The organism is Nocardia sp. IFM 10818 (assembly GCF_054655275.1).
The window spans coordinates 6,033,879-6,058,978 of sequence record NZ_BAAHJH010000001.1; the positions used below are offsets into that span (position 1 = coordinate 6,033,879).

Annotated in this window: 20 protein-coding genes; 10 read left to right on the forward strand and 10 right to left on the reverse strand. The window is 68.5% G+C overall.

The genetic code is table 11. The features are described from left to right. Positions 1-34 precede the first annotated feature (34 nt). A complete protein-coding gene (locus tag ACYQ5L_RS28120) occupies positions 35-1,126 on the reverse strand; it encodes an RNA ligase (ATP) (protein ID WP_459961249.1) in 1,092 nt (363 codons plus the stop codon). Positions 1,127-1,294: 168 nt separating this feature from the next. Between ACYQ5L_RS28120 and ACYQ5L_RS28125 the strand changes: the two genes are divergently transcribed. Together ACYQ5L_RS28125 and ACYQ5L_RS28130 are read left to right on the forward strand one after the other, a co-directional pair. Continuing rightward, complete coding sequence (locus ACYQ5L_RS28125) at positions 1,295-2,407, forward strand: agmatine deiminase family protein (protein ID WP_459961250.1); 1,113 nt, start codon at positions 1,295-1,297, stop codon at positions 2,405-2,407. Between the two features lie 13 nt (positions 2,408-2,420). Further along, positions 2,421-2,987: a TetR/AcrR family transcriptional regulator gene (locus ACYQ5L_RS28130; RefSeq protein ID WP_459961251.1), complete on the forward strand. Its 567-nt coding sequence runs from the start codon at positions 2,421-2,423 to the stop codon at positions 2,985-2,987. Here the strand turns inward: ACYQ5L_RS28130 and ACYQ5L_RS28135 are convergent. Beyond that, the gene (locus tag ACYQ5L_RS28135; RefSeq protein ID WP_459961252.1) at positions 2,984-3,565 is read right to left on the reverse strand and encodes a DinB family protein; all 582 of its coding nucleotides are present in this window, start codon (positions 3,563-3,565) and stop codon (positions 2,984-2,986) included. The two genes, ACYQ5L_RS28130 and ACYQ5L_RS28135, sit on opposite strands and share 4 nt — an antisense overlap. Before the next feature lie 153 nt (positions 3,566-3,718). After that, the gene (locus ACYQ5L_RS28140; protein WP_459961253.1) at positions 3,719-4,783 is read right to left on the reverse strand and encodes a phosphotransferase family protein; all 1,065 of its coding nucleotides are present in this window, start codon (positions 4,781-4,783) and stop codon (positions 3,719-3,721) included. A gap of 139 nt (positions 4,784-4,922) precedes the next feature. On the opposite strand from ACYQ5L_RS28140, the gene pabB reads away from it, so the two are divergent. Then, positions 4,923-7,052 (forward strand): aminodeoxychorismate synthase, encoded by a 2,130-nt coding sequence (gene pabB, locus ACYQ5L_RS28145; protein ID WP_459961254.1) that lies wholly within the window; start codon positions 4,923-4,925, stop codon positions 7,050-7,052. Positions 7,053-7,067: 15 nt separating this feature from the next. Here the strand turns inward: pabB and ACYQ5L_RS28150 are convergent, their stop codons facing one another. After that, a complete protein-coding gene (locus ACYQ5L_RS28150) occupies positions 7,068-7,565 on the reverse strand; it encodes a hypothetical protein (protein ID WP_459961255.1) in 498 nt (165 codons plus the stop codon). A gap of 120 nt (positions 7,566-7,685) precedes the next feature. Between ACYQ5L_RS28150 and ACYQ5L_RS28155 the strand changes: the two genes are divergently transcribed. Together ACYQ5L_RS28155 and ACYQ5L_RS28160 are read left to right on the forward strand one after the other, a co-directional pair. Next, positions 7,686-9,578 carry a TerD family protein gene (locus tag ACYQ5L_RS28155; RefSeq protein WP_459961256.1) on the forward strand — a complete coding sequence of 631 codons (1,893 nt, stop codon included), beginning with the start codon at positions 7,686-7,688 and terminating at the stop codon, positions 9,576-9,578. A 147-nt stretch (positions 9,579-9,725) separates the two neighbouring features. Further along, complete coding sequence (locus ACYQ5L_RS28160; protein ID WP_459961257.1) at positions 9,726-10,508, forward strand: SDR family oxidoreductase; 783 nt, start codon at positions 9,726-9,728, stop codon at positions 10,506-10,508. Between the two features lie 165 nt (positions 10,509-10,673). Here the strand turns inward: ACYQ5L_RS28160 and ACYQ5L_RS28165 are convergent, their stop codons facing one another. Continuing rightward, positions 10,674-11,447, reverse strand: a complete 774-nt coding sequence (locus tag ACYQ5L_RS28165) for a hypothetical protein (protein ID WP_459961258.1) — start codon at positions 11,445-11,447, stop codon at positions 10,674-10,676. 156 nt (positions 11,448-11,603) lie between these two features. Here ACYQ5L_RS28165 and ACYQ5L_RS28170 point away from each other — a divergent pair, with 156 nt between their 5' ends. The 3 genes from ACYQ5L_RS28170 to ACYQ5L_RS28180 all read left to right on the forward strand — a co-directional run bounded on the left by ACYQ5L_RS28170 (position 11,604) and on the right by ACYQ5L_RS28180 (position 15,255). Further along, positions 11,604-12,842, forward strand: a complete 1,239-nt coding sequence (locus ACYQ5L_RS28170) for an MFS transporter (protein ID WP_459961259.1) — start codon at positions 11,604-11,606, stop codon at positions 12,840-12,842. Positions 12,843-12,846: 4 nt separating this feature from the next. Beyond that, positions 12,847-13,215: an ArsR/SmtB family transcription factor gene (locus ACYQ5L_RS28175; protein ID WP_067541431.1), complete on the forward strand. Its 369-nt coding sequence runs from the start codon at positions 12,847-12,849 to the stop codon at positions 13,213-13,215. Positions 13,216-13,641: 426 nt separating this feature from the next. Then, complete coding sequence (locus ACYQ5L_RS28180; RefSeq protein ID WP_459961260.1) at positions 13,642-15,255, forward strand: flavin-containing monooxygenase; 1,614 nt, start codon at positions 13,642-13,644, stop codon at positions 15,253-15,255. Between the two features lie 9 nt (positions 15,256-15,264). Here the strand turns inward: ACYQ5L_RS28180 and ACYQ5L_RS28185 are convergent, their stop codons facing one another. Beyond that, a complete protein-coding gene (locus tag ACYQ5L_RS28185) occupies positions 15,265-16,302 on the reverse strand; it encodes an alpha/beta hydrolase (protein ID WP_459961261.1) in 1,038 nt (345 codons plus the stop codon). A 308-nt stretch (positions 16,303-16,610) separates the two neighbouring features. On the opposite strand from ACYQ5L_RS28185, the gene ACYQ5L_RS28190 reads away from it, so the two are divergent. Further along, positions 16,611-17,993 (forward strand): serine hydrolase domain-containing protein, encoded by a 1,383-nt coding sequence (locus ACYQ5L_RS28190; protein ID WP_459961262.1) that lies wholly within the window; start codon positions 16,611-16,613, stop codon positions 17,991-17,993. A 328-nt stretch (positions 17,994-18,321) separates the two neighbouring features. Here ACYQ5L_RS28190 and ACYQ5L_RS28195 read toward each other — a convergent pair whose 3' ends face one another. Continuing rightward, entirely contained in the window at positions 18,322-21,738 is a 3,417-nt protein-coding gene (locus tag ACYQ5L_RS28195) for an AfsR/SARP family transcriptional regulator (RefSeq protein WP_459961263.1), read from the reverse strand. A 186-nt stretch (positions 21,739-21,924) separates the two neighbouring features. Between ACYQ5L_RS28195 and ACYQ5L_RS28200 the strand changes: the two genes are divergently transcribed. Continuing rightward, positions 21,925-22,341 carry a PaaI family thioesterase gene (locus tag ACYQ5L_RS28200; protein ID WP_459961264.1) on the forward strand — a complete coding sequence of 139 codons (417 nt, stop codon included), beginning with the start codon at positions 21,925-21,927 and terminating at the stop codon, positions 22,339-22,341. Between the two features lie 91 nt (positions 22,342-22,432). Here ACYQ5L_RS28200 and ACYQ5L_RS28205 read toward each other — a convergent pair whose 3' ends face one another. The 3 genes from ACYQ5L_RS28205 to ACYQ5L_RS28215 all read right to left on the reverse strand — a co-directional run bounded on the left by ACYQ5L_RS28205 (position 22,433) and on the right by ACYQ5L_RS28215 (position 25,014). Then, positions 22,433-22,687: a hypothetical protein gene (locus ACYQ5L_RS28205; RefSeq protein WP_459961265.1), complete on the reverse strand. Its 255-nt coding sequence runs from the start codon at positions 22,685-22,687 to the stop codon at positions 22,433-22,435. A 115-nt stretch (positions 22,688-22,802) separates the two neighbouring features. Then, positions 22,803-24,566, reverse strand: a complete 1,764-nt coding sequence (locus ACYQ5L_RS28210; RefSeq protein ID WP_459961266.1) for an AMP-dependent synthetase/ligase — start codon at positions 24,564-24,566, stop codon at positions 22,803-22,805. 94 nt (positions 24,567-24,660) lie between these two features. Next, positions 24,661-25,014: an Rv2640c family ArsR-like transcriptional regulator gene (locus tag ACYQ5L_RS28215; RefSeq protein WP_459961267.1), complete on the reverse strand. Its 354-nt coding sequence runs from the start codon at positions 25,012-25,014 to the stop codon at positions 24,661-24,663. Positions 25,015-25,100 lie beyond the last annotated feature (86 nt).

The window sequence follows — 25,100 nt, forward strand, 5'->3', positions numbered from 1 at the left end:
GGGCGGGCGGCCCGTGATCGGGCCGCCCGCTCGCTCACTCGTATTCGGTGCCGCCGTCGCGCAACAGGTAGGCATTGGAGACGATCTTGCCGATGGCGCGGCCGCCGAGAATCGGCGACTGCCGTTCCACCGCCGGGCGAACCACCAGGCCCTCACGGATATTCGCCTCCGACCCGGAGACGGTCTCCTTGCCTTCGGCCAGGTCCAGCAGCAGCTCGGCGTCGTACGGACCCTCGTAGAGCACCGGCACCCGTGGCACGGTGACCCCGAGATCCGCCAGGACAGCACCGATTTCGGCATGGCCGAGCCAGCGCGCCGGCTCCGGCGCGGGATCGATCACCACATCGAACAGCGCGAACCCGAGCGTCTCGTCGTGGGCGGCGGCCGCACCGTAGTGCAGGTCCTGCACGCCCGCGCCGTACACCTCGCCGAAGAACCCGACGCGAGCCAGGCCGAGCGCTTCGCTGAGCTTGCGCGCCGCCTCGACCAGCCCGAACTGCCGGATGGCGCGCCAGTACAGATTGCCGTCGGCGGGCACCAGCGCCAGCGACTGGCCGCCGAGTCCCTTGGAGGACACCAGCACCTGATCGCCCTCGCGCAGATAGGTCATCAGGCAGGCGCTGCCGTGGATCTTCTCGGTGGCGACGACCGGCTCCCCGGCCTCGAAGATGCCCGGGTAGCGCTTGATGTTCTCCACGTCGATCCAGCGGATCAGATCCGGCGCGGACTCCACCTGCCCGGACATCGAGACCGGTACCGGCGGTACCCATTTGGTGACGCCGAGCAATTCGGCGAAGTCCGTCCGATCGGCCTCGGCCGCGGCCAGATCGACGCCGGCCAGCGCGGCCGGCAATCCGACGATGCCCTGCGAGACCTCCCCGCGCAGCCGCACCGTCTTCACCCGATTCTTCTGGGACCCGGCGAGTTTCCCGGTCAGCCCGAGCTCGGTGATCAACTCCTCGGGCAGGATCGCCTGCTCCGGAATGTATATCGCATAGTCACCGGTCTTGAACTGCCCCTTGGCGATAACGGCGCGGTACAGCCCGACCTGGGCCAGCTCGAGCCGGTCCGCGTTGGCGTGCGGATGGACGAGCAATCGTTCGACGGTGACCTGCAGGGTTGACATCAGGAAATCCCCTCCTCTGGATCGCGTCAGCGTAGGTCCCGGCCCCGCGGCCGGTCCACGGGATTTCCAGCGGAATCGGCTTGACTAATTTTTTAGTCAGGATTAGCTTGGTGATCGCCAGCGGGCCACCCGATCGAGCGGGCGGCCGACGAACGAGGAGCGATTGCCATGCAGCGGCGTCAGTTCATGCAGGCCGGAATGGCCGTGGCGAGCGCCGTGCTCGCGGGATGCGGTTTTCCCCCGCGGCAGTCCCCCACCGGTGTGGAGGATGAACGTATGTGGCGTATGCCCGATGAGGCCGCCCGGCACCAGCGCACCTGGATGGCGTTCGGCGCGAGCGCGAAGATCTGGGGCGATGAGCTGCTGCCGGCGGTCCGCCGCGATCTGGCCGCCATCGCGCAGGCCATCGCCCGCTTCGAACCGGTGTCGATGCTGGTGCGCCCCGGCGAGATGGATCTCGCCCGCAACCTGCTCGGCCCGAATATCGAACTCGTCGAGACCCCGATGGACGACCTGTGGCTGCGCGACTCCGGCCCGGTCTTCGTGGCCGGCTCGCACAAGGCCGCGGTGAACTTCAACTTCAACGGCTGGGGCGAGAAACAGGACTACGACCAGGACGCCCGGCTGGCGGCCTTCATCGCCGGGCGGACCGGCGCCGAGTTGCTCGAAACCGATCTGATCCTCGAAGGCGGCGGCCTGGAGGTCGACGGCGAGGGCACGGCGATCATCACCGAGAGCTGTGTGCTCAACAACAACCGGAATCCGGGGTGGAAGAAGGCCGACGTCGAGGAGGAACTGCGGTGGCTGCTCGGCATCGAGAAGGTCATCTGGCTGCCGGGTATCGCCGGGCACGACATCACCGACGGCCACACCGATTTCTACGCCCGCTTCACCACACCCGGTGTGGTGGTGGCCGGGCTGGATCAGAACCCGGATTCCTTCGACTACGACGTGACCCGCCGCCACCTCGACATTCTGCGCGCGGCAACCGACGCGCGCGGGCGGCGGCTGCAGGTCGAGGTGCTCGAGGCGCCGGCCACGGTGCGCTCGGAGTGGGCGGGCGAGGATAACGAGGACTTCGCGGCGGGCTACATCAACTTCTATGTTTGCAATGGCGCGGTCATCGTCCCCGAGTTCGGGGATCCGATCGCCGATCGCGCCGCCGCGACCACCCTCGCGCGACTCTTCCCCGGAAGGCAGATCGTGCTGGTCGCCATTGATGCGCTGGCGGCGGGGGGCGGTGGCATCCACTGCACCACGCAGCAGGAACCCGCGCTGTAGAGAGAGGTTTTTCGTGTCCGACCGCCAGACCCGGATCCTGGAGGCCGCCGTCCACGTCATCGCACAGGACGGCGTCCGCGGCCTGCGCATCGAGAAGGTGGCGGCCGCGGCGGGAGTGTCCACGGCGCTGATCTACTACCACTTCAAGGATCGGCGGGGCGTGGTGCTGGCCGCGCTCGCGCACATCGATCACCGGGCCGCCTGCTACACCGACCGGACCTGCGCCGACGCGGACGCGCGCAGCCAGGTGGAAGAGGTGCTGCTGCTGGAACTCCAGGAGACCGAGGAGGTCCGGGAGAACAGCATCGCCTGGGGCGAGCTGCGGGCCAGCGCGGTGTTCAATACGGATCTGCGGGAACCGCTGCGGGTTTCGACGCAGTCGTGGACGGACTACATCGAATCCCTCATCCGGCAGGCGCAGGAAGAGCAGTCGGTGCCCGCGGGAGTCCATGCGGCCGATGCCGCGGAACGGCTGACCGCCCTGGTCGAGGGCCTGAGCGAGCGCTGGCTCAGCGGCTCGATCACCCTCGACCGGGCGCGCCGGTTGCTCTCCGGCGCGGTGGCCGCCGAGCTGGGCTAGACCTTCTCCACGTCGTGCACATGGTGCACGAGGTCGTGGATGAAGTAGATGCCCAGGGATTCCACGGTGAACCGGGAACCGTTGCTGCGCTTGGCCGTCCGGCCGAGTTCCTCCGCGGGCACCGCGGCGAAGGCGCGGGACACCGCCTCGGCGGCCGTGCCGAGTTCGGTCGCGACCGCGGCGGGCTGCTGGCTGCCGTAGTCCTCGGCAATGGCGGTGACGTCCTGATCCCAGTTGGCGAACATGGGAATTCCGGCGTCATCGATGGTCACCGACGGGTCGTAGCCGCCGATCACCGGCCCGGGCCGCGCGGACGCGGTGCGGGTGATATCGAGCCGATGCTCGAAGATGCGGCAGACGTCGCGGACATGGGCGGCGTACTCCAGGGCCGACCAGGTCGAATCATCCGGGCGCACAGCGGCGTCCGGGCGTTCGAGGGCGGCGCTCAGGCGCGCGGCGCTGTCGCGGGTGAGACCCGGGACCGCCTCGAACGAGGTGGCCGCCGGATCGAATCCGCAATCGGTGCAGGTGCGCTCGAGCACCCAGGTCCAGTCCTTGGCATCGGGAACGATCGACATGACCGATAATCTACGGTGTCAGAATCTTTTTGAACAGCAATATTCTGCCAACGCTCGGCAACATCGCGACAAGTTCGCGGCAGGGCCCACCGAGCAGACGAATCCGCCCCCGCCCGATGTTCTCGGACGGGGGCGGACAGGCGTGGACCGCGCTCAATCCATGAGCTCGTGCGCCTTCTCGAAGAGCTCCAGCGTGATGGCGTGCAGGAAGTCGCCAACCTGCTTGGGCGCCTTGCCCGCCGCCGCGCGCGCATACGTGCCTTCGAGGACGATGCCCAGCTTGAAGCAGGCCAGCACCGTGTACCAGGTGACCTGACTGATGTCGCGATCGGAGAACTTGGCGTAGTGGGCGGCCATCTCCTCCGGGGTGGGCAGGCCGCCGACCGCGCCGAGGCTGCCGACCAGGGCGGCCCCGGTGGTGCCGGGCTCGAAGCGGGTGGCGATCTGCCAGCCGAGATCCAGCAGCGGGTCGCCGATGGTGGACATCTCCCAGTCGACCATGGCGGCGACCTCCGGACCGTCGTAGCGGAACATCATGTTCGCCAGATGGCAGTCGCCGTGCAGGATGCCGGGGCGGGCCGCGGCGGGGCGATTGCGGTCCAGCCAGTCCCCGACGCGCTCGAGGCCGGGGATCTGCGGACCTCCGTAGCCCGCATTGGCGCTGTAGCCCTCGAGTTCGGAAAGCCAGCGCGGGACTTGGCGTTCCAGGAAGCCCTCGGGCTTGCCGTAGTCGGCCAGGCCGAGCGCCTCGTGATCGAGGGAGCCGAGGCGGGCGATGGCCTCGACGGCGGACAGGCCCATCAGGCGGCGGATCTCGGGATCGCCGGCGTGCAGTTCGGGGAGTTCGGTCTGCGGGTTGAAGCCGGTGATCGGCTCCATCAGATAGAACGCCGCGCCGATGAGGGCTTCGTCACCGCAGGCCGCGATGACCTTGGGCGCGCGGATGCCGGTGCCGTCGAGCGCGCCGAGAATGCGGGATTCGCGGCGGATGACATTGTTGCTGGCGGTGCGCAGATGCTTGGGGCCGCGACGCAGGACGTAGTCGCGACCGCCGCGGGCGAAGCGCAGCATGATGTTCTGCGTTCCGCCGCCGAGGGGTTTGACGCCGGTGAATTCGCCACCGGGCAAGCCCTGTTCATCCATCCATTTACCGACGATCGCGAAATCCACGACGTCGCGATCCACCTCGACCGGCTGCGCTACAGACATGCCCAACATTGTGCCGTAGGCCACCAATAGAACTGAAGGCATATGCCAGCAGTATCTACTCCCGAAGAATTCCCCCAGGTCAGGAGCATGCGTGTCGCGGGCACCGGTACGCGCCGGCCACTGCGGGTAGGCGTAATGTGCGTGCCAAATGCGCACGCTGCTGATCGACAACTACGACTCGTTCACCTACAACCTGTATCAGCTGATCAGTGAGGTGAACGGGACCGAACCCGTGGTCGTGCGCAATGACGAGGTGGCCAGGCTGGCCGAACTCGACCTGGACGGCTTCGACAACGTCGTCATCTCCCCCGGCCCGGGACGGCCGGATGTTCCCCGCGATTTCGGTATTTCGGCGGAGGTGATCGCGCGGGCGGAGCTGCCGTTGCTGGGCGTGTGCCTGGGGCATCAGGGGATCGTGATCGCCGCGGGCGGTGTGGTCGCCGCCGCACCGGAGGCGCGGCACGGGTATCCGGATCTCATCACCCACGACGGCAGCGAGCTGTTCGCCGATGTGCCGCAGGGGTTCACGGCGGTGCGCTATCACTCGCTGTGCGCGGCCGCGCCGCTGCCGGACGAGCTCGCGGTGACGGCCACCTCGCCCGACGGCGTGATCATGGGCGTCCGGCATCGCACCCGGCCGCAGTGGGGTGTGCAGTTCCACCCCGAATCCATTGCCAGCGAGCACGGCACGACGATTCTGCGCAATTTCGCGAAGCTGACCGAGGGGCGGCGGAAAGCTCCGATCGCCTTCCGAAGAACCGAAGCGCCGCAGCGCCTTTCGCCCTCATCTACGGAAGGGCGGCCGCTCGACGCCGGTGTCGAGTATCGCGTGGAGCAGATGGTGCTGGAGCGGGCCGTGGACGCCGAGATCGTGTTCGATCGGCTGTATGCCCGGTCCCCCAGCGCCTTCTGGCTGGACAGCGAGCATGTCGAACCGGGACTGGATCGGTTCTCGTTCCTCGGCGACGCCTCCGGACCGCTGGCGGAGACGGTGCGCTACCGGGTGGGCTCGGGGCAGGTGGAGGTCGAATCCGCGGCCGGGCGGCGCTTCGTTCCGGGCGGGGTGCTCGATTACCTGGCCGACGAGCTACGCCGACGGCGGATCGAATTCCCGGACGTTCCTTTCGATTTCGTCGGCGGCTATGTCGGATACCTCGGGTACGAGATGAAGGCCGATTGCGGCGCGACCGCGGCGCATCGCGCACCCACGCCGGATGCGCAGTGGATCTTCGCGGATCGGCTGATCGTGGTCGATCACGAGGCCGGGCGGACCCATCTGCTGGCGCTGGCCGAGGCGAATTCCCTTGCCGCCGCGCGGGAGTGGCTCAGCGCGACGGAAGCCATCCTGGAAACCGTTCCGAATTGGGAGAATCCGCCGGATGTGGTGCTGCGCACCGAGGAGCGCACCGTCGCGCCGCTGCTGACCCGGGGCCGGGACCAGTATCTCGCCGATGTCGAGGCGTGCAAACAGCAGTTGCACGCGGGCGAGTCCTACGAAATCTGCATTACCGACAGCGCGTACGTGCCCGCCAAGCCCACCGCCGGCAGTGCGGGCCTGAGCGTCTACCGCACCCTGCGCCGCTGCAATCCCGCACCGTACGCGGCCTTTCTGCGCTTCGCGGATCTGGAGGTGGCCTGCTCCTCCCCCGAGCGCTTCCTGAAGATCGATCGGGCGCGCACGGTCGAGAGCAAGCCCATCAAGGGCACCGCCCCGCGCGGGCACACCCCCGCCGAGGACGAGGCGCTGGCGGCCGACCTGGCCCTGAGCCCCAAGACCCGCGCCGAGAACCTCATGATCGTCGACCTGCTCCGCAACGATCTGGGCCGGGTCTGCGAGGTGGGTTCGGTGCACGTGCCGAAACTCATGGCCGTCGAGACGTATACGACCTTGCACCAACTGGTTTCGACCGTGCGCGGCACGCTGCGGCCCGATCACGACGTCATCGACTGCCTGCGCGCCTGCTTCCCCGGCGGCTCCATGACCGGGGCGCCGAAACTGCGCACCATGGAGATCATCGACGAGCTGGAAACCGAGGCGCGCGGCATCTATTCGGGCACCATCGGCTTCCTCGGCCTGGGCGGCACCGCCGATCTGAACATCGTCATCCGCACCGCCGTCCGCCACCATGGCCGCTGGCGCGTGGGCGCCGGCGGCGCGATCGTCCTCGACTCCGACCCCGAGGACGAGTACCACGAAATGGTCTGGAAGGCCGCGGCCGCGTTGCGCGCCCTGCCCGGCCTCGGCGTGACGCCGTCCGCGCCGCTCCCTTCGGCCTGACCGAGCGCCGGACGGTTACCTCCGCCGGCCTCGGGGCTTCTCCTGCGGCGGTTCGGGATCGGGGGTGGAGCGGGTGCCGGTGAGGCGGCCCAGGAGCGAGGCGCCGGGAAGTTTGTCGAGGCGGGTGAAGAGCTCCTCGGTGAGGGCGGTGACGCCCTCCAAGCGGGTGAGCATGCGGTCATAGGCCGCGAAGGCGGGTTCGGCCAGCGCCAGGGTGCGGTCCAGGCGGTCGATGGTGGAATTGAGGCGGTCGACCGCGATGGTCAGGTTCTCGATGAGATCGGGAAGCTGGGCGGCCAGCTGAACCGAGGCCGGTGGCAGGCGGACCGCGGTGTCGAAGGCGGTGCTGGCGGTGAGCTGGGCCGAGTCGAGGGCTTGGCCGGCGGCGGTCTGCGCGGCTTCGACGGCGGCCTGGGCGGCCGCCAGGATGTCGGCGGCGGTGGGGACGCGGGAGGTCTGGGGTTTGGCGCGCGCTGCCGGGGGCTTGCGGGCGGGGCCGGTCGGAGTGGTCATGGTTCCACTGTGCATCACGTAGTGGTGCGGGACTGTTTCGGATAGGGCACAGAGTGTTCCCACCGGGCTGTGCTGCGGCCCGGCGGGCGTGTCGGAGTCGCGTGGCAAACTTCGATCACAATGAAACTCACCAAGGGTGGCCATGCGCCGGTTCCGACATCGCTTCTGACGGTTGTCCTTTCGTGGCAGTCGGAGCACGAGGTGGATGCGCATGCCTTACTCCTGTCCGAGGCCGGGCAGGTGCGCTCGGATCGGGATTTCGTGTTCTTCAACGCACCGCGGCACGTGTCGCAGGCGGTGACGCTGGATCTGGAACCGGGGCCGGGAACCGCGCGACTGTCGGTATCGCTGCCGCGCACGGAATCCGAGGTGTCGCGGATCGTGCTCACCGGATCGGTGGAGGGCGGGTCCTTCACCGAGGTGCCGGGTCTGGTGCTGACGGTGTTCGACCACAATCGCCCGGTCGCCTGGTTCGAGATCGCCGATTCGGACGCGGTGCAGGCCATGATGTTCGGGGAGTTCTATCGCCGCGACGGGCAGTGGCGATTCCGCGCCATCGGGCAGGGGTGGGCCAGCGGGCTGGCGGGCATCGTGACCGAGTTCGGCGTCCAGGTGGACGAACCGGGGACGCAGACTCGGACACCGGATCAGGAGCAGCGCACGCCGGATCAGGCGCGGCAGACGCGGGATCGAGAGCAACGCACGGCCGATCGAGACCAGCGGACGCCGGACCGAGAACGGCGCACACCCGATCATGGTCAGCGCACACCGGATCCAGGACGACGCACGCCCGGTCGAGACCAGAGCACGCCGGACCGAGACCAGCCCGCGCCGGATCCGGACCAGCGCACGCCCGATCGGGGGCGCACGCCGGAATCCGGGCAGCGGATGCCGCGGCGCGGGTTCTCGCTCGAGCGCGAACGGCCGGAGATGCCACCGCCGCCGCCGCCGAATCCCGAACGCGCCGACTGGCATCCGGATCCGGAGCAGGCGGGGCGGCTGCGGTGGTGGGACGGGTCGGAGTGGACCGCGGCGACGCGGCCGCAGTTGCCGGTGGACGCCCGGCATTGCCCGCGGTGCGGGCGGCCGCGGCGGTGGCGGTTGTTCGGCGCGCCCGCCCCCTGCCGGGAGTGCGCCGGGGAGATCGACGACTATTTGCTGGCCTGGCGGGGTCGGGTCGAGCGGGTGCTGCGCACGGTGGGCACGCAGGGCGAGGACTGGGACGCGCTGTGGACGGCGCTGCGCTATCAGCAGATCGATGTGACGCGGGCGCTGGAATCCCTGCGGCCGCTCGCGCACGACCATGTGGAGCGGCTGGTGGCTTTCGCCTTCGCCGATGGCGCGATCGAACAGCCGGAGATGGAGGCCTTCGACCGGGCGGTCACCGCGTTCGCGCTGGGCGGGCCGCTCATCGAGGATCTGCGCCGGCGGATGCAGCGCGGCCGCATGCTCACCCGGTTGCGTTCGGGGGAAATGCCGGTGCTGCCGGCCACCGGGCTACATCTGGATCCGGAGGAGCAACTGCACCTGGATGTGCCCGCCATCCATATCCGCCAGCTGGCGCGCGGGCCGAAGCTCACCGAGGGACGCCTCATCTGCAGCAATAAGAAGCTGCGCTTCACAGGTTCCGACACCGGCGCCGAAATGCTGTGGACGCGTGTGGTTTCGGTGACGTCGGAGGGCGGGCGGGTGCTGGTCGCCGCCACCTCGGCGCGCGGCGGGGCGGTCTTCGAGGTGGCCGATCCCGATCATGTGGCGGCGACCATGGAAGGCGCGCTGCGTGTGGCGAAACGGCTCGCGCTCACCCCGGGCCGACGCGACACGCGTTCCATCCCACAGGAAGTCAAGGCGCAGGTGTGGCAGCGCGACGGCGGCAAGTGCGTGGAATGCGGGGACAGCCACTATCTGGAGTTCGACCACATCATTCCGCTCAGCCGCGGCGGGGCGACGAGCGCGGCCAACCTTCAGATCCTGTGCCGCGCATGCAATCGCGCGAAGGGTGCGCGGATCTGACGGCGGTCGCCGCGGCGTCATCCAACCGCACCGACGCGCGGACGGCGCTGGAATGTGGGCCGTCCGACACGATGCGATGAATCATGTTGAGTACCGGTTCGAATGGTCCTAGCGTCCGAGTAGAGCGCATCGGGAAGGGGATTCGACATGCAGGTAGCGGTATTGGGCGGGACCGGAGTGCTCGGCGCCCCGGTGGTGCGCGATCTGGCGGCGCGCGGCCACACCGTGCGCGTGCTCACCCGCACCCCGCCCGCGGATCCCGTGCCCGGAACGGTCCACCATCCGGTGGATCTCGCTACCGGGGCGGGCCTCGACGAGGCTCTCGAAGGCGTGTCCACGGTCGTCGACGCCGCCAACCACACGGGCGTGCGCAGCGCGAAAGTCCTGGTCGAAGGCGTGCGTTCACTGCTGGCAGCCGAGCAGCGCGCCGAGGTCGGCCATCACGTGGAGATCTCGATCGTAGGCTGCGATCAGGTGCCGTTCTCCTACTACCGTTCCAAGGTCGCCCAAGAACACGTGGTCACCCAGGGCCCGATCCCCTGGACCCTGGTGCGCGCCACCCAGTTCCACGAACTCATCGACCGGATCCTGGGCCTGTCCGCGAAACTGCGCCTGGCGCCGCACGGTTCGATGCGCTTCCAGCCGGTCGATGTGACAGCGGTGGCCGCCCGCCTCGCCGACGCCGTCGAAGCCGGACCGTCCGGCCGCGTCCGCGACGTGGGCGGCCCCGCCGTCCACACGCTGACCGAACTCGCCGCTGCCCGCCGCGCAGTGCTCGGCCGAACCCTCCTTCCCGTTCCGGTGCCGCCCCTGGGCCGTGTCGCCCGACGACTGCGCGACGCTGCGCTGTGCCTCGACGACAGTGGCGAGGCGGTGTCGTTCGACTACGCCGAATGGGTGCGGCGCCGGTACGGAAAACCGGGAACCTGATCCGATTTCGAATCGCTGACCTGCCTCCATCCTGGTCGCGCAGCACGCCTTCGAACATCGGGAATTCCCCCGATAAACCCCGTATTCGCGCCCGGGTCGAGTGCGCCGGAAGAGGTAGGCCCGAGCCGCCTGCCATCCGACTTCGAGCCGGTTCGTGTCGGCTGGTCAGCGCATGACGCGGCCGACGGCCGGTTCGGCGCAGAACTGGGCGGTGGCCTCGTCCGGTGTCAGGCCGAGTTCGGAGAGGCCGCCGTCGTCGGTGACCTCGCAGGTGTAGCCGGTGACCGCGCCGCTGCGGTCCTCGGTGGGGCGGACCTCGGCGGTGACGAGGGCGCGCAGGGCATCCGCGTCGAAGGTCCAGAATTCGATGTCCCAGCTGGCGTGGGCGGTGCGGGCGGAGACCACGGTGTATCCGGCTTCGGTGGTGTCGATGGCGATGCCGGCCAGTTCGCCGGCGCGGCGCATGTCGGGGGTGTCGGCTGTGGCGCGGTAGACGGCGTAGCGGGTGTTCGCTTCAGCGAGTGCCAGCGGGATCATGAGCTCGTCGCGGCCGTCGGCGTCGAGATCGCGCACGCGCGGGCCGGAGGGGGCGCTGGTGTCCTTCTCGGTGAGGGTCTGTAATCGGGCGCCGGTGCCGTCGAGCACGGTCACGGTGGTGACGGTGTGCCCGTCGCTGCCGGAGTGCCGGACCTCGAAGGAGAGCCCGGTGCTGTCGCGGGATTCCAGGAGGCAGTCGGGAGGCGTTGCGGCCGTGCCGATATCGCCGCACGGGGGTAGGTCCGAGACCGGCTCGCCCGGGCTCGCCCCGGTCGTGGGTGCGACGCCCGGTCCGGCCTCCGGCGCGCCGGATTCGGGCTGCGCGGTGCCGTGCACGGTGCAGCCGGTCATTGCCAGCGCCGAAACCGCGGCCAGGCAACAGGCCGCCAGGTGCCTCCCCATGAGGGCGAGGATAGCGACGATCTGCCTGGGCCAACGGGGAACAGGACAATTCGGCAAATTCGGTGCACAAATCGTGAGCAGGGACGATATCGTTCGCACCGCCCTTCATGAGACATCATGTGCACACCTGCGCACTCATTGGCCTATAGTGGGCGCATGATTGGCGTACTGCGGCACCGGAGGTTTCGGAGGTTGTACACCGCGCAGGTGGTCGCGCTGACGGGCACGGGGCTGCTGACGGTGGCTCTGGGACTGCTGGCCTACAACCTGGCCGGAGCGGACGCCGGGGTCGTCCTGGGAACCGCGCTGGCCATCAAGATGGTGGCGTATGTCGGTGTGGCGCCGGTGATTTCCGCGCTGGCCGAACGAGTGCCGCGGACCGTGCTGCTGGTGTCGGCGGATGCGGCGCGGGCCGGGATCGCGGTGTTGCTGCCGTTCGTGACGCAGGCGTGGCAGATCTACGTGCTGATCGCGCTCCTGCAGTCGGCGTCGGCGACGTTCACCCCCGCGTTCCAGTCGGTGATTCCCACGGTGCTGCCCGACGAGGAGGACTACACGCGAGGACTGTCGCTCTCGCGGCTGGCCTACGACCTGGAATCGCTGCTGAGCCCGATGCTGGCGGCGGCCCTGCTCACGGTGATCAGCTATCACCTGCTGTTCGTCGGCACGGCAGCGGGTTTCGTGGCCTCGGCGGTGCTGGTGCTCAGCACCCGGCTGCCGCGGCTCAGCGCCGATCGCTCGTCCGCGCCGTTCCCGCGACGGGTCACGCACGGGGCGCGCGTCATGTTCGACCGGCCGGTGCTGCGCGGCCTGCTGGCCATGAATCTGGCTGTGGCGGCGGCGTCTTCGCTGGTGATCGTGAATACCGTGGTGTACGTGCGGGATCGGCTCGGCGGCAGCAATACCGGCGTGGCACTCGCGCTGGGCTGCTTCGGATTCGGGTCCATGGCGGTGGCGCTGACCGCACCGCGCGCACTGCGCGCCTTCGGCGAACGCAGGTTCATGCTGACCGGCTGCCGGATCCTGCCGATCGGCTTGGGCGCGGCCGTGACGATTCCCCTGCTTCCGCCGGTCGCGGGCGCCGGATTGCTGGCCGTCACCTGGGCGGCCCTCGGCGCGAGCACCTCGATGATCAACACTCCGGCCGCCCGCCTGCTGCGCGCCCAGACCGATCCCGGTTCCCGCACCGCCGTCTTCACCGCGCAGTTCTCGCTCTCGCACGCGTGCTTCCTGCTCACCTATCCCATTGCGGGCACCCTCGGAGCAGCGGCCGGCCTGCCGATGACGGCGGTCACACTGGCCATCCTCGCTACACTGGCAGCTACAACAGCTGCCCGCGTCTGGCCGGTATCCGTGCCGGTGGGAGTCGAGGCGGTGGTAGCGGCAGGAAGGTGACTCGATGGTGAGCAAGAGCAATGCGAAGGCGTTGCCCTCCGCCAGCCTCACCCATCCGGTCGACCCGGATCAGGCTCGCCTGGACGCGGCGACCGCCACCTTCCGCATGCTGTCCGACCCCACCCGCCTGCACATCCTCTGGATCCTCGCCGACGCCGAGGCCGATGTCACCGCGCTTACCGAGGCCTGCGGCGCCTCCCGCACCGCGGTCAGCCAGCACCTGGCCAAACTCCGCTTCACCGGCCTGGTCGACACCCGCCGCGACGGCCGCCGCATCATCTACCGCATTCGCGACGGGCACCTGGCCCGCCTGGTCCGTGAGGGCCTGAATCACGCCGACCACGTGGTCACCGGCGAACCGGTCCACGAATAACGTTGGGCCGCACGCCTCCGGATCGGCTCGGCGGAGACGCCCCTCATTGACGCCTCCGCCCAAACCATGCACCGGCCTCACAGGAGGACGCCGGGCTCCGGCGAGTCACTTCTCGCCATAGGTTCATGATTCCCCCTCGCCCGGTGATCACACCACCGAAATCGCAAGTACGGCAATGTCATATCTGCGAAGTGTTCACCTCACCGGCCCCGCGCCCGCCGAGTGAGCCCCCACCGAGCTGGACGAGCGATCACCGGGAAACCATGGCGGCATTTCGCGAGTGCACCCCGCCACCAGTTCCCGGTCGATGATGTTTCACCTTTGTACGGGCTCCTGGTCAGTGGGACGAGGGGTCGCGACCTGGCATTCGGAACTCGACGATATGCCTATTCGAAATACCGCTAGACGAATGTTGAGAGGTCGCGCATGCATCCCAGCGCCGGGCAGGGCAGTCCCCACGATGTGATCATCATTGGCGCCGGATTCGCCGGACTCTATGGCGTCCATCAGGCGGCGCGGGCCGGGCTGAACGTGCTCGGACTGGAGGCCGGGGAGGATGTGGGCGGGACCTGGTTCTGGAATCGGTATCCGGGGGCGCGCTGCGATGTGGAGAGCGTGGACTACTCGTATTCGTTCGATCCCGAGCTGGAGCAGACCTGGACGTGGACGGAGCGGTTCGCGGCGCAGCCGGAGATCCTGGCCTACATCCATCATGTGGCGGATCGGTTCGGGCTCCGGGAGCGGTATCGGTTCAACCGGTTCGTGACGGCCGCGCATTTCGACGAGGCCGAGTCGATCTGGACGTTGCGCACCGAAGGCGGGGAGGAATACCGGTCCCGCTTCGTGATTTTCGCGACCGGCTGTCTGTCCGCGCCGATCAAGCCGAATATCCCGGGCGTGGAAACCTTTGCGGGTGAGGAGCTTTTCACCGCGCGCTGGCCGGAGGAAGGCGTGACGCTGGAAGGCAAGCGGGTCGGCGTGATCGGCACCGGGTCGTCCGGAATCCAGGTCTCCCCCATCATCGCGCGGCAGGCGCGGGCGCTCACCGTCTTCCAGCGGTCCGCCAATTTCAGTGTGCCCATGCCCAATCGGCCGTGGACCGCGGAGGAGCAGGAGCAGATCCGCGCGACATACCGGCAGCGGCGGGAGAAGTCGTTCTACGCACCGGCCGCGACGCCGCACCCCAGCTTGCAGACCAAGGCTCTGGAGCTGAGCGCCGAGGAACGCGAAGCGGCCATGGAGGATCGCTGGAATCGGGGCGGGGTGCTGTTCAACAAGGTCTTTCCCGATCAGAACAGCGATATCACCGCCAATGACCTGGTTCGCGAGTTCGCGGTGGCCAAGATTCGCGCCAAGATCGACGATCAGCGGGTGGCGGATGATCTGATCCCCACCGATCATCCGATCGGCACCAAGCGGATCTGCACCGATTCCGGCTACTACGAGATGTTCAACCGGCCCAATGTGTCGCTGGTGAACCTGCGGCGCGAACCGATCGAGGAGATCACCCCGACCGGCGTGCGGACCGCGGACAAGTTCATCGAGCTCGACACGCTGGTCTACGCCACCGGTTTCGACGCCATGACCGGTGCGCTGCTGCGCATCGACATCCAGGGCGCGCGCGGGTCGCGGCTGGCGGAGACCTGGGCGGACGGGCCGCTCACCTATCTCGGGTTCGGCATCCCCGGATTCCCGAATATGTTCAGCATCAACAGCGTCGGCACCCCGTCGGTCATGGCGAACATGGTGCTGCACTCCGAGCAGCAGCTGGATTGGGTACTCGCGCTGGTAGAACACTGTCGCACCAAGGGAATTCGCCGCGTCGAGGCCAGCACGGAGGCGGCGGTGAAGTGGACCGACCACCTCATGGAGGTCGCCGAGGGCACCCTCTTCGTGCGGGCCAACTCCTGGTACATGGGCGCCAATGTGGAGGGCAAGAAGCGCGTATTCATGCCCTACATCGGCGGATTCGGCACCTACCGCCGCTTCTGCGATGAGGAGCGCGACAACGGCTACCCCAACTTCGAACTCGGCGAGTAGCCGGAGGGATCAGGCGGGCAGGCCCAGTCCGGCCGCCAGCACCGGCCACGACTTCTTCAGGTCGTCCTGCCAGTAGCCCCAGGAGTGGGTGCCGGTCGGCTGGAAGTCGAAGGTGGCGGGAATGCCCAGCTGATTCAGCTTGGCGGCCAGGTTGTGGGTGCAGTAGTTGGTTCCGGCCTCGATGACGCCGCCGACGGTCACCTGATTGGCCAGGCCGCCCGGACCGGGCAGCGTGTGCGGGCCGTCGAGGGTGTCCCACTGGCCGGGGACGCCGGAACCGCTGGAGATGAACAGATTCAGCCCGCGCAGCTGGTCGGCGTGCACGTAGGGATCGTTCTCCGCCCACATGGGATCGCCCTTGGGGCCGTACATATTGTCGGTGTTGCCGCCGCCGGCGGCGACCACCAGATTCACCATGTCATAGCCCAGCGGATCGCTGATCTGCGCGCAGCCGCTGTAGGACGCGACCGACTGGTAGAGCCCGGGCTTCGCGATCGGCAGCTGCAGCACCGAGGTGCCCGCCATGGACAATCCGGCAATGGCATTGCGGCCGTTGGTGTTCAACGCGCGGTCGATGAGCGGCGGCAGTTCCTCGGTGAGGAAGGTCTTCCACTTGTTCACGCCCAGTGTGGGATCCGGTGCGCGCCAATCGGTGTAATAGCTGAATGCGCCGCCGACCGGTTGCACGACATTGACGTTCTTGTCGGCCAGGAAGTTCAGCACATCGGTCTGCTTCTGCCAGGTGGCCTTGTCCTCGCCGCCGCCGGCGCCATTGAGCAGATACAGCACCGGGGTCGGTCCCGAGGGGTCCGCGGCGCGCTGCACATCGACCTCGATGTTCTTGCCCATGGCCGCGGAGTAGACCTGGAGTTTGATCGTGCGGTCGCCGGTGGTCTCGCTCGACGCGATCCGCGAGCCGTCCGCGGAGGTGCCGGCGGCATTCAGCGCGGGCGCCGGAGCCGCGGTCGCGGCGCCCGCGGCGACCGGTAGCAGGACGGTAGCGGTCAACGCTACAACTGCGCCGCCCCAGGTCTTCGATACACGCACGCCGGATAACTCCTCAGCAAATCGGTGAATTTTCCAATCGGAAAGATCAACCGCTCACACTGCCGGAATGCGCTGAGCATTTGCTGGCCTAAAGCTGACAGCAGCCTGAGAGCGCCGTTACACAATCCCGGATCATCTCCCATCGCGCCGCCGGTGTGCGCCGGGTCACCACCGTGCGCGGCCGCGCCGACAGCGGCTGTCGGTGGACTGTCAGCGCGCTATCAGCGGCGGTCGGCACTGTGAGTGCACACCGGATGCCGGGCCGAAAACACCAGGGCCGGGCACGAACTGAGAGAAGGACTGAGGAAATGTCGAACGCTGAGCTGCCGAATGTCGCGCTGTCGGAGATCGTCGAGGCCACGGCCACCAAATTCGGGGTGCCCGGCATGGCGGCGGGCGTGTGGGTGAACGGACAGGCGGTGTTCGCCGCGCACGGTGTGACCAGCATCGAGAACCCGGTTCCGGTGAACGAGGACACGCTGTTCGCCTTGAGCTCGATCAGCAAGTCGTACACGGCGAGCGTGATCATGAAGCTGGTCGACGAGGGCCGGATCGACCTGGATGCCCCGGTGCGCACCTATGTGCCGGAACTGGAGCTGTCCGATGAGCGGATCGCCGCCCGGATCACCGTGCAGCAGCTGCTCAACCACACCGCCGGGCTGGAGTGGAGCATCATCAACGACACCGGCGAGGGCGATGACGGCCTGGCCAAGTTCGTCGCGGAGCTGAAGGCCATCCCGCTGATCGCCGAACCGGGCACCCGCGCCTCCTACAGCCAGGCGGGCTACAACCTGGTCGGCCGGATCATCGAGAACGTCACCGGGCTGACCTACGAGAAGGCCATTGCCACCATGATCCTGGAACCGGCGGGCCTGAACGCCACGTTCTTCGGCCGCGACGAGATCATGACCCGCCGCTTCGCCCTCGGCCACGAGCGCGACGAGGACGGCAATCTGGCGGTGCAGCGGGTGTGGAAGGGCACCCGCGCCAATAATGCGGGCGGTGGTATCGCCGCCACCGCCGCCGACCTGTTGCGCTGGGGCCGTGTGCATCTCGCCGACGGCCGTGCCGAGAACGGCGCCCAGATCCTGCCCGCCGCCCGCGTCCGCCAGATGCAGCAGCAGACCGCCGAACTGCGCGCCAGCGCCCTCGGCGACGGCTTCGGCCTGTGCTGGTTCCTCCGCGAGATCGACGGCGTGCGCACCTACGGCCACGGCGGTTCCGGATTCGGCCAATTCGCCGAACTGCTCATCGTCCCCGACCGCGATGTGGTCATCGTCGTCATGTCCAATGCCAGCCCCGACGGCCTGGGCGCCAACCAGTCCATCGTCCGCTGGGCGCTCGAGCACTACCTCGGCATCATCGACGCCGATCCGCAGCCCCTCCCCCACGACCCGGCCCGCGCCGCCGAGATCAGCGGCCAGTACGAGATCGACGCCATGACCGCCGTCATCGCCACCGACGGCGACACCCTCACCCTGGAGTGCAGGATCCGCCCCGAGATCCGCGCCGCCTCGGAAACCGAACTCCCCCAGGATCACCCGCCGTTTGTCCTCGGCCTCCTCCCGAACGACGAATACATGATCACCGAAGGCTCCTTCCAAGGCCAGCGCGGCTTCTTCAGCCGCAACGAATCCGGCGCCATCACCGGCTTCGACCTGGCCGGCCGCCTCTTCACCCGCACCTCCTAACCCCCCGCCCCGCACCCGACTTCGGCCGGGAATCGGTAGCCGCCTCCGCCAGGAGCCCACCCCCGATTCCCGGCCACCGGCATGCCCGCACTCGGCACCGCTACACCCGATCACTCCTGCGGAGCTTGTCTCGACGCAGTTGCCCAGCGGCGTGCAACCTGCTTTCCGCCCATGCTCGATCGTGCCGACGAGGCTGAGACCACCTGGGCAATGAGTACGCCACCGTCACGGCGCGCGGCGGACGTGTGAGGCCCTCGCGGCGGGACGGTGGCGTGGGCGGTGAACTAGCGGTGCAGCCTCGCGCGGCACGATGCGGGCGGCGACTGCGCTACGGGGTTGTCAGTGGTGGGGCGGAGGCTGCGGATAGGCGGTTCAGGGCTTCTTTCCGGGGCAGGACGGTGCCGCGGCGGTAGGCGGCGTCGAAGGCTTCCCGGCCGAGGCGGGTGACGAGTTCTGTTTCGAGGGTGTGGAGTTCGGGTTCGCCGGAGTCGAAGATGCCGCGGATGGCGACGGTGGTTCCGAGGGTGGTGGCGGCGGATTCCGGGGCGTCTTCCAGGAATTCGAGTGCGGCGAGGAGTTCGGCGGCTCGGGCGGTGGAGTGGGTCGTGGCGGCCGCGTCGCCGCTGGCGCCGATCCCGGACAGGACGTCCGGCAGGAGGGCGCGGGCTTGCGGGGCTTCGCCGGCGGTGAGGCGGTTGGCCATGCGGGCGAGGAGGATTCGATGGGTGGCGGACTGGACGGTGGCCGCGGGCAGGCGCTCGAGCAGCTGTTCCAGGTGGTCGATATCGCGGTCGGCTCGAGCGATGTCACCGGCACGGCGGTGGGATTCGGCGCGGAGGAGCAGGAGCAGAGCGGCCAGGCGGGCGTAGCCCAGGTCGGTCGCCAGGCGCTGCGCGGCTTCGATATCGCGCAGGGCCGCGGGCAGGTCCCCGGCACGCATGCGTTCATTCGCCAATTCGGTTCGGCTGGCCAGGATGTCGTCCTCCATGCCGAGTTCGGAGGCCACCGCCACAGCGCGGGAGAAGGCGGCGATGGCGGACTCGTGGTCGCCGCGCAGTGAGTGATCCCGGCCTTGGGCGAGCAGCGCCATACCCAAGCCCCAGCGATCACCCACGGTCCCGAAGCCGAGCAAGGCTTCTCGCCGGGCATCCGCACCGGCGGGCTGCTCACCGCTGCCGGTCAGCGCGATATCACGGGCGAAATGCGCACTGGCCCGCACCCAGGGATCGGGCCACCCCAGCGCCAGCTCGAGCTGACGCGCCCCGAGTTCGGCATTGCCGGTGCTCGACGCCAGCAGCGAGGCCCACAGCGGCAGCGCCGGGTGGAAGTGCAGCGCCCCGGTGTACTCGCTCTCCGCGAGCAGTGCCTCCGCCGCAGCGAACCCCGCCCCGCCGCCACCGGCCATCGTCTGAATCACCCGCAAGGCAACGCCCGTCGCCGCGGGCAGCGCATGGCCGAGCTGCAGCACCTCGGCGAGGGCGGTCTCGAACTGCGTGCTCATTCCGCGAATTCCCCAGTACCAGAACAGGGCACGCACGAACCGCGCCGCCTGTTCGGCCTCGGGTACCCCCGCGTGCCCGCCCACGACAGCGGCCTGCCCCACCGCGGCCGCGGATCGGTCCCCGGCGCACGGCGCAACGTTCATCGAGTGCATCGATTGATCCGAAACAGCCGCCGAGTCGGAACCGGCCGAGTCAGCGGCCGCCGCTCCGGTTACGGCGGATCCGGTGGTCGCCGCGCCGGTCGTTGCCGCGCCCGTGGCAGACGAGGCCGCGACCGACGAGGCCATGGCAGCCGAGGCCGCGACCGACGGGGCCGTGGCAGCCGGGGTTGCGGCGGAGTTGGCGGCCGGTGCATGACCGACCGGACTCGGGGCCGAGTTCGCGGAGGCAGAGGCAGAGGCGAGCGTAATGCGTAGGGCGGCGGCCATATTGGCGTGTTCAGCGTCGAAAACGGCTATGGCGTGGAGTTGTTCGCCGGTGCGGAGGAGAGGTTCGGATTCCTCGGCCACGGTGAGGAAGTGGGTGGTGAAGCGGGTGGTCAGGTTGTCGCCGGAGCGGGTCAGTTGGTCGGCGGCGTAGGCGCGGACGGTTTCGAGCATGCGGTAGCGGGGGTTGTCGTCGGCGGATCGGGTGACGATGGACTTCTCGACGAGGGTGTCGAGGGTGTAGACGATGTCGTCGGCGGGGAGGTCGGGGGTGGAGCAGATTGCTTCCAGGGCTTCCACCGTCGCGCCGCCGGGGAAGAGGGAGAGGCGGCGGGCCAGGGTTCGTTCGGGGTCTTCGAGGAGGTCCCAGCTCCATTCGACCAGGGCGAGCAGGGTGCGCTGGCGTGGGAGGGCGGTGCGGCTGCCGGAGGTGAGGAGGCGGAAGCGATCGTCGAGGCGGCGGGCGATCTGGTCGACGGTCATGGAGCGGAGTTTGGCGGCGGCGAGTTCGAGAGCCAGGGGGATTCCGTCGAGTTGGCGGCAGATCTCCACCACGGGGGCGACGGTGCGGTCGTCGAGGGTGAAATCGGGGCGGACGGACGTGGCGCGATCGATGAACAGCTGGATTGCCGAGAATTGTTGTGCGGCACCAGGTTCGGGAGTGCCGGCCGGTATTGCCAAGGGGTCCAGATGCCACAGGGTCTCGCCGGTGATGGCCAGCGGTTCGCGACTGGTGGCGAGGATGCGCAGGTGTGGCAGGCGGTCGAGGAGGTGTGCGGCCAGTTCGGCGGCGGCCTCGATGAGGTGTTCGCAATTGTCCAGGACCAGCACGGCGGCACCGACATTCAGGAGTTCGGCGAGGCGGGCGGTCTGGTCGGCGCGGCGTTCGTCGGAGCGGTCGTCGAGGGCGCCGGCTACGGCGTCGGCGAGCTGGTCGGGGGCGCCGACTTCGGCCAGGGGCACGAAAAAGACTGGGCCGCTGGTGTATCGGTCCATGGCCTCGAGCGAGAGGCGGGTCTTGCCCGCACCGCCGGGGCCGACAATGGTGACCAGCCGGGAATCGGTGAGCAAGCGGCCCAGTCGCTCCAGTTCGGTATCGCGGCCGACGAAGCTGGTCAATCGCGCGGGCAGCCGGTGGACGGCGGGTTCCCGTCGCGCCACGGGTGTTTCGAGTTCGCCGCGCAGCAGGGCCAGGTGGGTTTCGCGCAGCTCGGCGGACGGGTCGATGCCCAGCTCGTCATCGAGGCGTGCGCGCATCTCCTCGTACACCGCCAGTGCGTCGGATTGCCGCCCGGCCGCGGTCAGCGCCCGCATCCGCAGCGCCGCCAGCCTTTCGCTGAGCTGATTCTCCGCGGCCGCGGTCTCGAGTTCGCCGAGGATGTCGGCGTACCGGCCAATGCGCAGTTCGGCGTCGAAGCGATCCGCCATCGCCGCGGCGCGCAGGTCGTCCAGTCGCGCGGCGACCGCACGCACGAACGGCGCCTCGGCCACATCGCCCAGCGCCTCCCCGCGCCACAGGCTCAATGCTTCCCGCAGCAGCGAAGCCGCCGCCTCCGCGCGTCCGGCCGCGAGGTCCGTGCGCCCTTGCCGCACCAGGTCTTCGAACCGCTGCGCATCCAGCCGCACCTCCGGCAGCCGGTACCCGCCCGCCCCGAACTCCACGGTTCCCGCACCGCGCAGCGCCTTCCGCAACCGCGACACCAGCGCTTGCAGCGCACCCGCGGCCTCCGCCGGCGCATCCTCACCCCACAGCCCGTCGATGAGCGCCCCCACCGGCACCGCCCCACCGTTCTCGAGCGCCAGCCGAGCCGCCAGCATCCGCACCCTGACCCCGCCGATCTCCACCGGAGACCCGTCATCCGCGACAACCTGAACCGGCCCAAGCACACCTACCCGCACCGGGAGAGTCTCGCAGAACCCCGCCGGCGGCGACACTTCCGCTGCTCGGCGCCTTTACCCGACAGGTAATCGACCCGCCGCACTCCCTGCGGCAGAGTCGATCTCATGACCGATATCGAAACCGTCCTGGATCCCCTCGGCACACAGCTGTTCGCCACCATGCCATTCAGCGGAAAACTCGGCATCGAGGTGCTCGAACACGCCCCCGAGCTGGTGCGCAGCCGATTGGCCTGGGACGAATCGCTGTGCACGCTGGGCGGCACGATCCACGGCGGCGTGCTCATGTCGCTGGCCGATTCCACCGGCGCGGTCTGCGCATTCCTCAACCTGCCCGAAGGCACACAGGGCACCACGACCGTCGAATCGAAGACGAATTTCCTGCGCGCCGTCCGCTCCGGCTACGCCACCGCCTCGTCCCGCCCCATCCACGCGGGCCGCAGCTTCATCGTCATCGAAACAGAAATCCACGACGACGCCGGAAAACTCGTTGCCAAGGTCACCCAGACCCAGGCAGTACTCTGACGCCTACCGCCGGCTCGGGTTTCCAGGAGCGCCGACGGCCGACCCGCCCGCGCGGAGTTTCAGGGGAACCCCTGAGAGTTCCGGGAGTTGATTAAACCGGGGTGCACTCGATCGTCTCGAACTTGGCCTGCCCACGCCATTCCGGGCGGGCCGCGTACCGCGCCTGGTTCTTGCCCTTGCGCACCTCGACGGTGACGGCGGGCAGTGGATTTCCGGACCAGTCCTCCGCGGTACAGGTGTAGGTGTAGCTGACCTCGGCGTTCGCGGTGCCCACGGCGGTGAACGAGAGCGCCGACAGTCCCATGGCGGCGGCGACGGACCAGCGGACGATATTTCCAGTGCGCACGAAATCTCCTGCACGGATCGGGGTCACGAGCACGCCGATTCTCGCATGATCGTCGCGGATTCGCGGCGGGAGGCGAGATATCGGCTGCTCGAGCGCCTGTGCCGGGTGCTCCGGATCAGGCGTACAACTCTTCGATGACGCTCGCGTAGCGCTCGTTGATCGGCTTACGGCGCGGCTTCATGGTGGGCGTGAGGAATTCCCCGCCGGGCTGCCAGAACTCGCTCACGATGCGGAACTTCTTCACCTGTTCGATACGCGAGAGTTTGGCGTTGGCCTGGTCGATGGCCGCGCTGACGAGCCTTTCCACCTCAGGATTCGCCGCCAGCTCCGCGGGATCACAGGCAATGCCGTGCTTTTCGGCGAAGGCGGCGGCCGCGTCCGGATCCAGGGCGATCAGCGCGCAATTGTATTTGCGATTATCACCGATGGCGATGGCCTGCCCGATGAGCGGTGCGAACGCCTTGATCCAGTTCTCGATATTGGACGGCGACATATTCTTGCCGCCGGCATTGATGATGAGTTCCTTTTTACGGTCGACGATTCGCAGGTAGCCGTCGGCGTCGACTTCGCCGATATCGCCGGTGTGCAGCCAGCCCTCCGGATCGATGATCTCTGCGGTCTGTTTCGGCTGGTTGAGGTAGCCCTTCATGATGAGCGGCCCGGCCACCAGCACCTCGCCGTCCTCGGCAAGGCGGATCCGCATGCCGTCCACCGGCTTTCCGACGGTGCCCAGCCGCAGCTGTCCCGGCGGGCACAGCGTCGCCATACCCGACAGCTCGGACATGCCCCACGCGTCGCTGACCTCGATGCCGAGCCCGTTGAAGTAGCGCAGCAGCTCCGGCGAGACCGGCGCGGCGCCGGAGATGGCGACCTTGATGTCATTGAGGCCCAGCGCGGCGCGCACCTTGGACAGCACGAGCGCGTCGGCGATGGCGTGCTGAATGCCCAGCAGCGGGCTCACCTGCCCGCCTTCGAGCCGCGCGTCGGACACGCGGCGGCCGACGCCGACCGCCCAGTGCGCGAGTTTCGCTTTGGCGCCGGTGGATTCGGCCAGCTTGTCCTCGATACCGGTGCGCAGCTTCTGCCACACCTGCGGGACCGCGCCGAGCAGGGTGGGACGGCAGTCGGCCAGGCCCGGCGCGAAACCGGTGCGATCGGCGACGGTCGTGATGGTGCTGCCGACGTACATGCTCAGGTACAGCGCCGACCAGCGATCGGCAATGTGCGCGGACGGCAGGAACGACAGCACCCGCTCGGTATTGTCGGCGCCGGCCAGGGTGACGGTGGCCCGCACCATGGCGACCATATTGGCGTGCGTGATCTGCACGCCCTTGGGCGCGCCGGTGGTGCCGGATGTATAGATGAGGGTCAGCACGTCATCGGGTTGCACCGCGCGCCAAGCGGATTCGAAGTCGAAGTCGGGATCGGCCCGTGCGGTGAGGTCGTCGAGACTCATGGTCTCCGCATCGCCGCCGTCGATGCACACCACGTGCTTGACAGCTGTTCCCTTGCGCCCCTTGGTGATCACCGGCAGGAACTGGGATTCACAGACCACCACCTCGGCCCCGGAGTCGCCGAGCAGGTGCTGGAGCTGCTCCGGCGAGGAGGTGTTGTACATCGAAAACGGCACGGCCCCAAGGTGAACCACCGCGGTATCGATCGGATAGAACTCCGGCCGGTTGGCCAGCATGAGCGCGACCTTGCTGTCGCGCCCGACGCCCAGCGCCGCGAATCCGCCCGCCAGCGTCCGCACCTGCCGGCCCCAGTCGCCGAAGGTCAGCGTGCTCGCGTCCCCGGCCGTGCGTACCGCGACCTCTCCCGCATATCGGGCGATCGTCGCCTGAAACGCCGCGCACATGGTGACCGGTGCTGCTGTCATGGATCCGGGTACTCCTCGTTCGATCGGTTCGACCGCGCGTCAGCATACGCAGGGTGAACCGATTTGCCCGATTCCGGCAGCGAAAGCCCGTTTCTCAGCAGCAGTTCGGATCCAGCACCAGGCACAGTGCCGCGAGTGCGTCACGCCGGGCGCCGTGCTGCACGGTCATGCCCTGCCGCTCGGATTCCACGAAGCCGGCCTTGCGCAATTGCCCCAGGTGATGACTGACGGTGGACTCGGCCAGCTCCACGATGGCGGCCAGTTCGCCGGTGCTCATGGTGCGGCGGGCGGTGAGCAGGATCGACATGAGCCGCACCCGCGCCGGATCGGCGATCGCCTTGAGCCGCAGGGCGACTTCGAGCGCCATGGTGTCGTCGATCGGCTCCGCGGCAACCGGTACGCAACAGACCGGGGCGGACATGTCGATCACGGGCAGAGATTTGGGCACGAAACCACCCTACCGGGGATATTGACATATGTCGAAAGGGTGGCCATGCTGAAAGCGTCCGACTTATTCGATATATGTCTCACAGG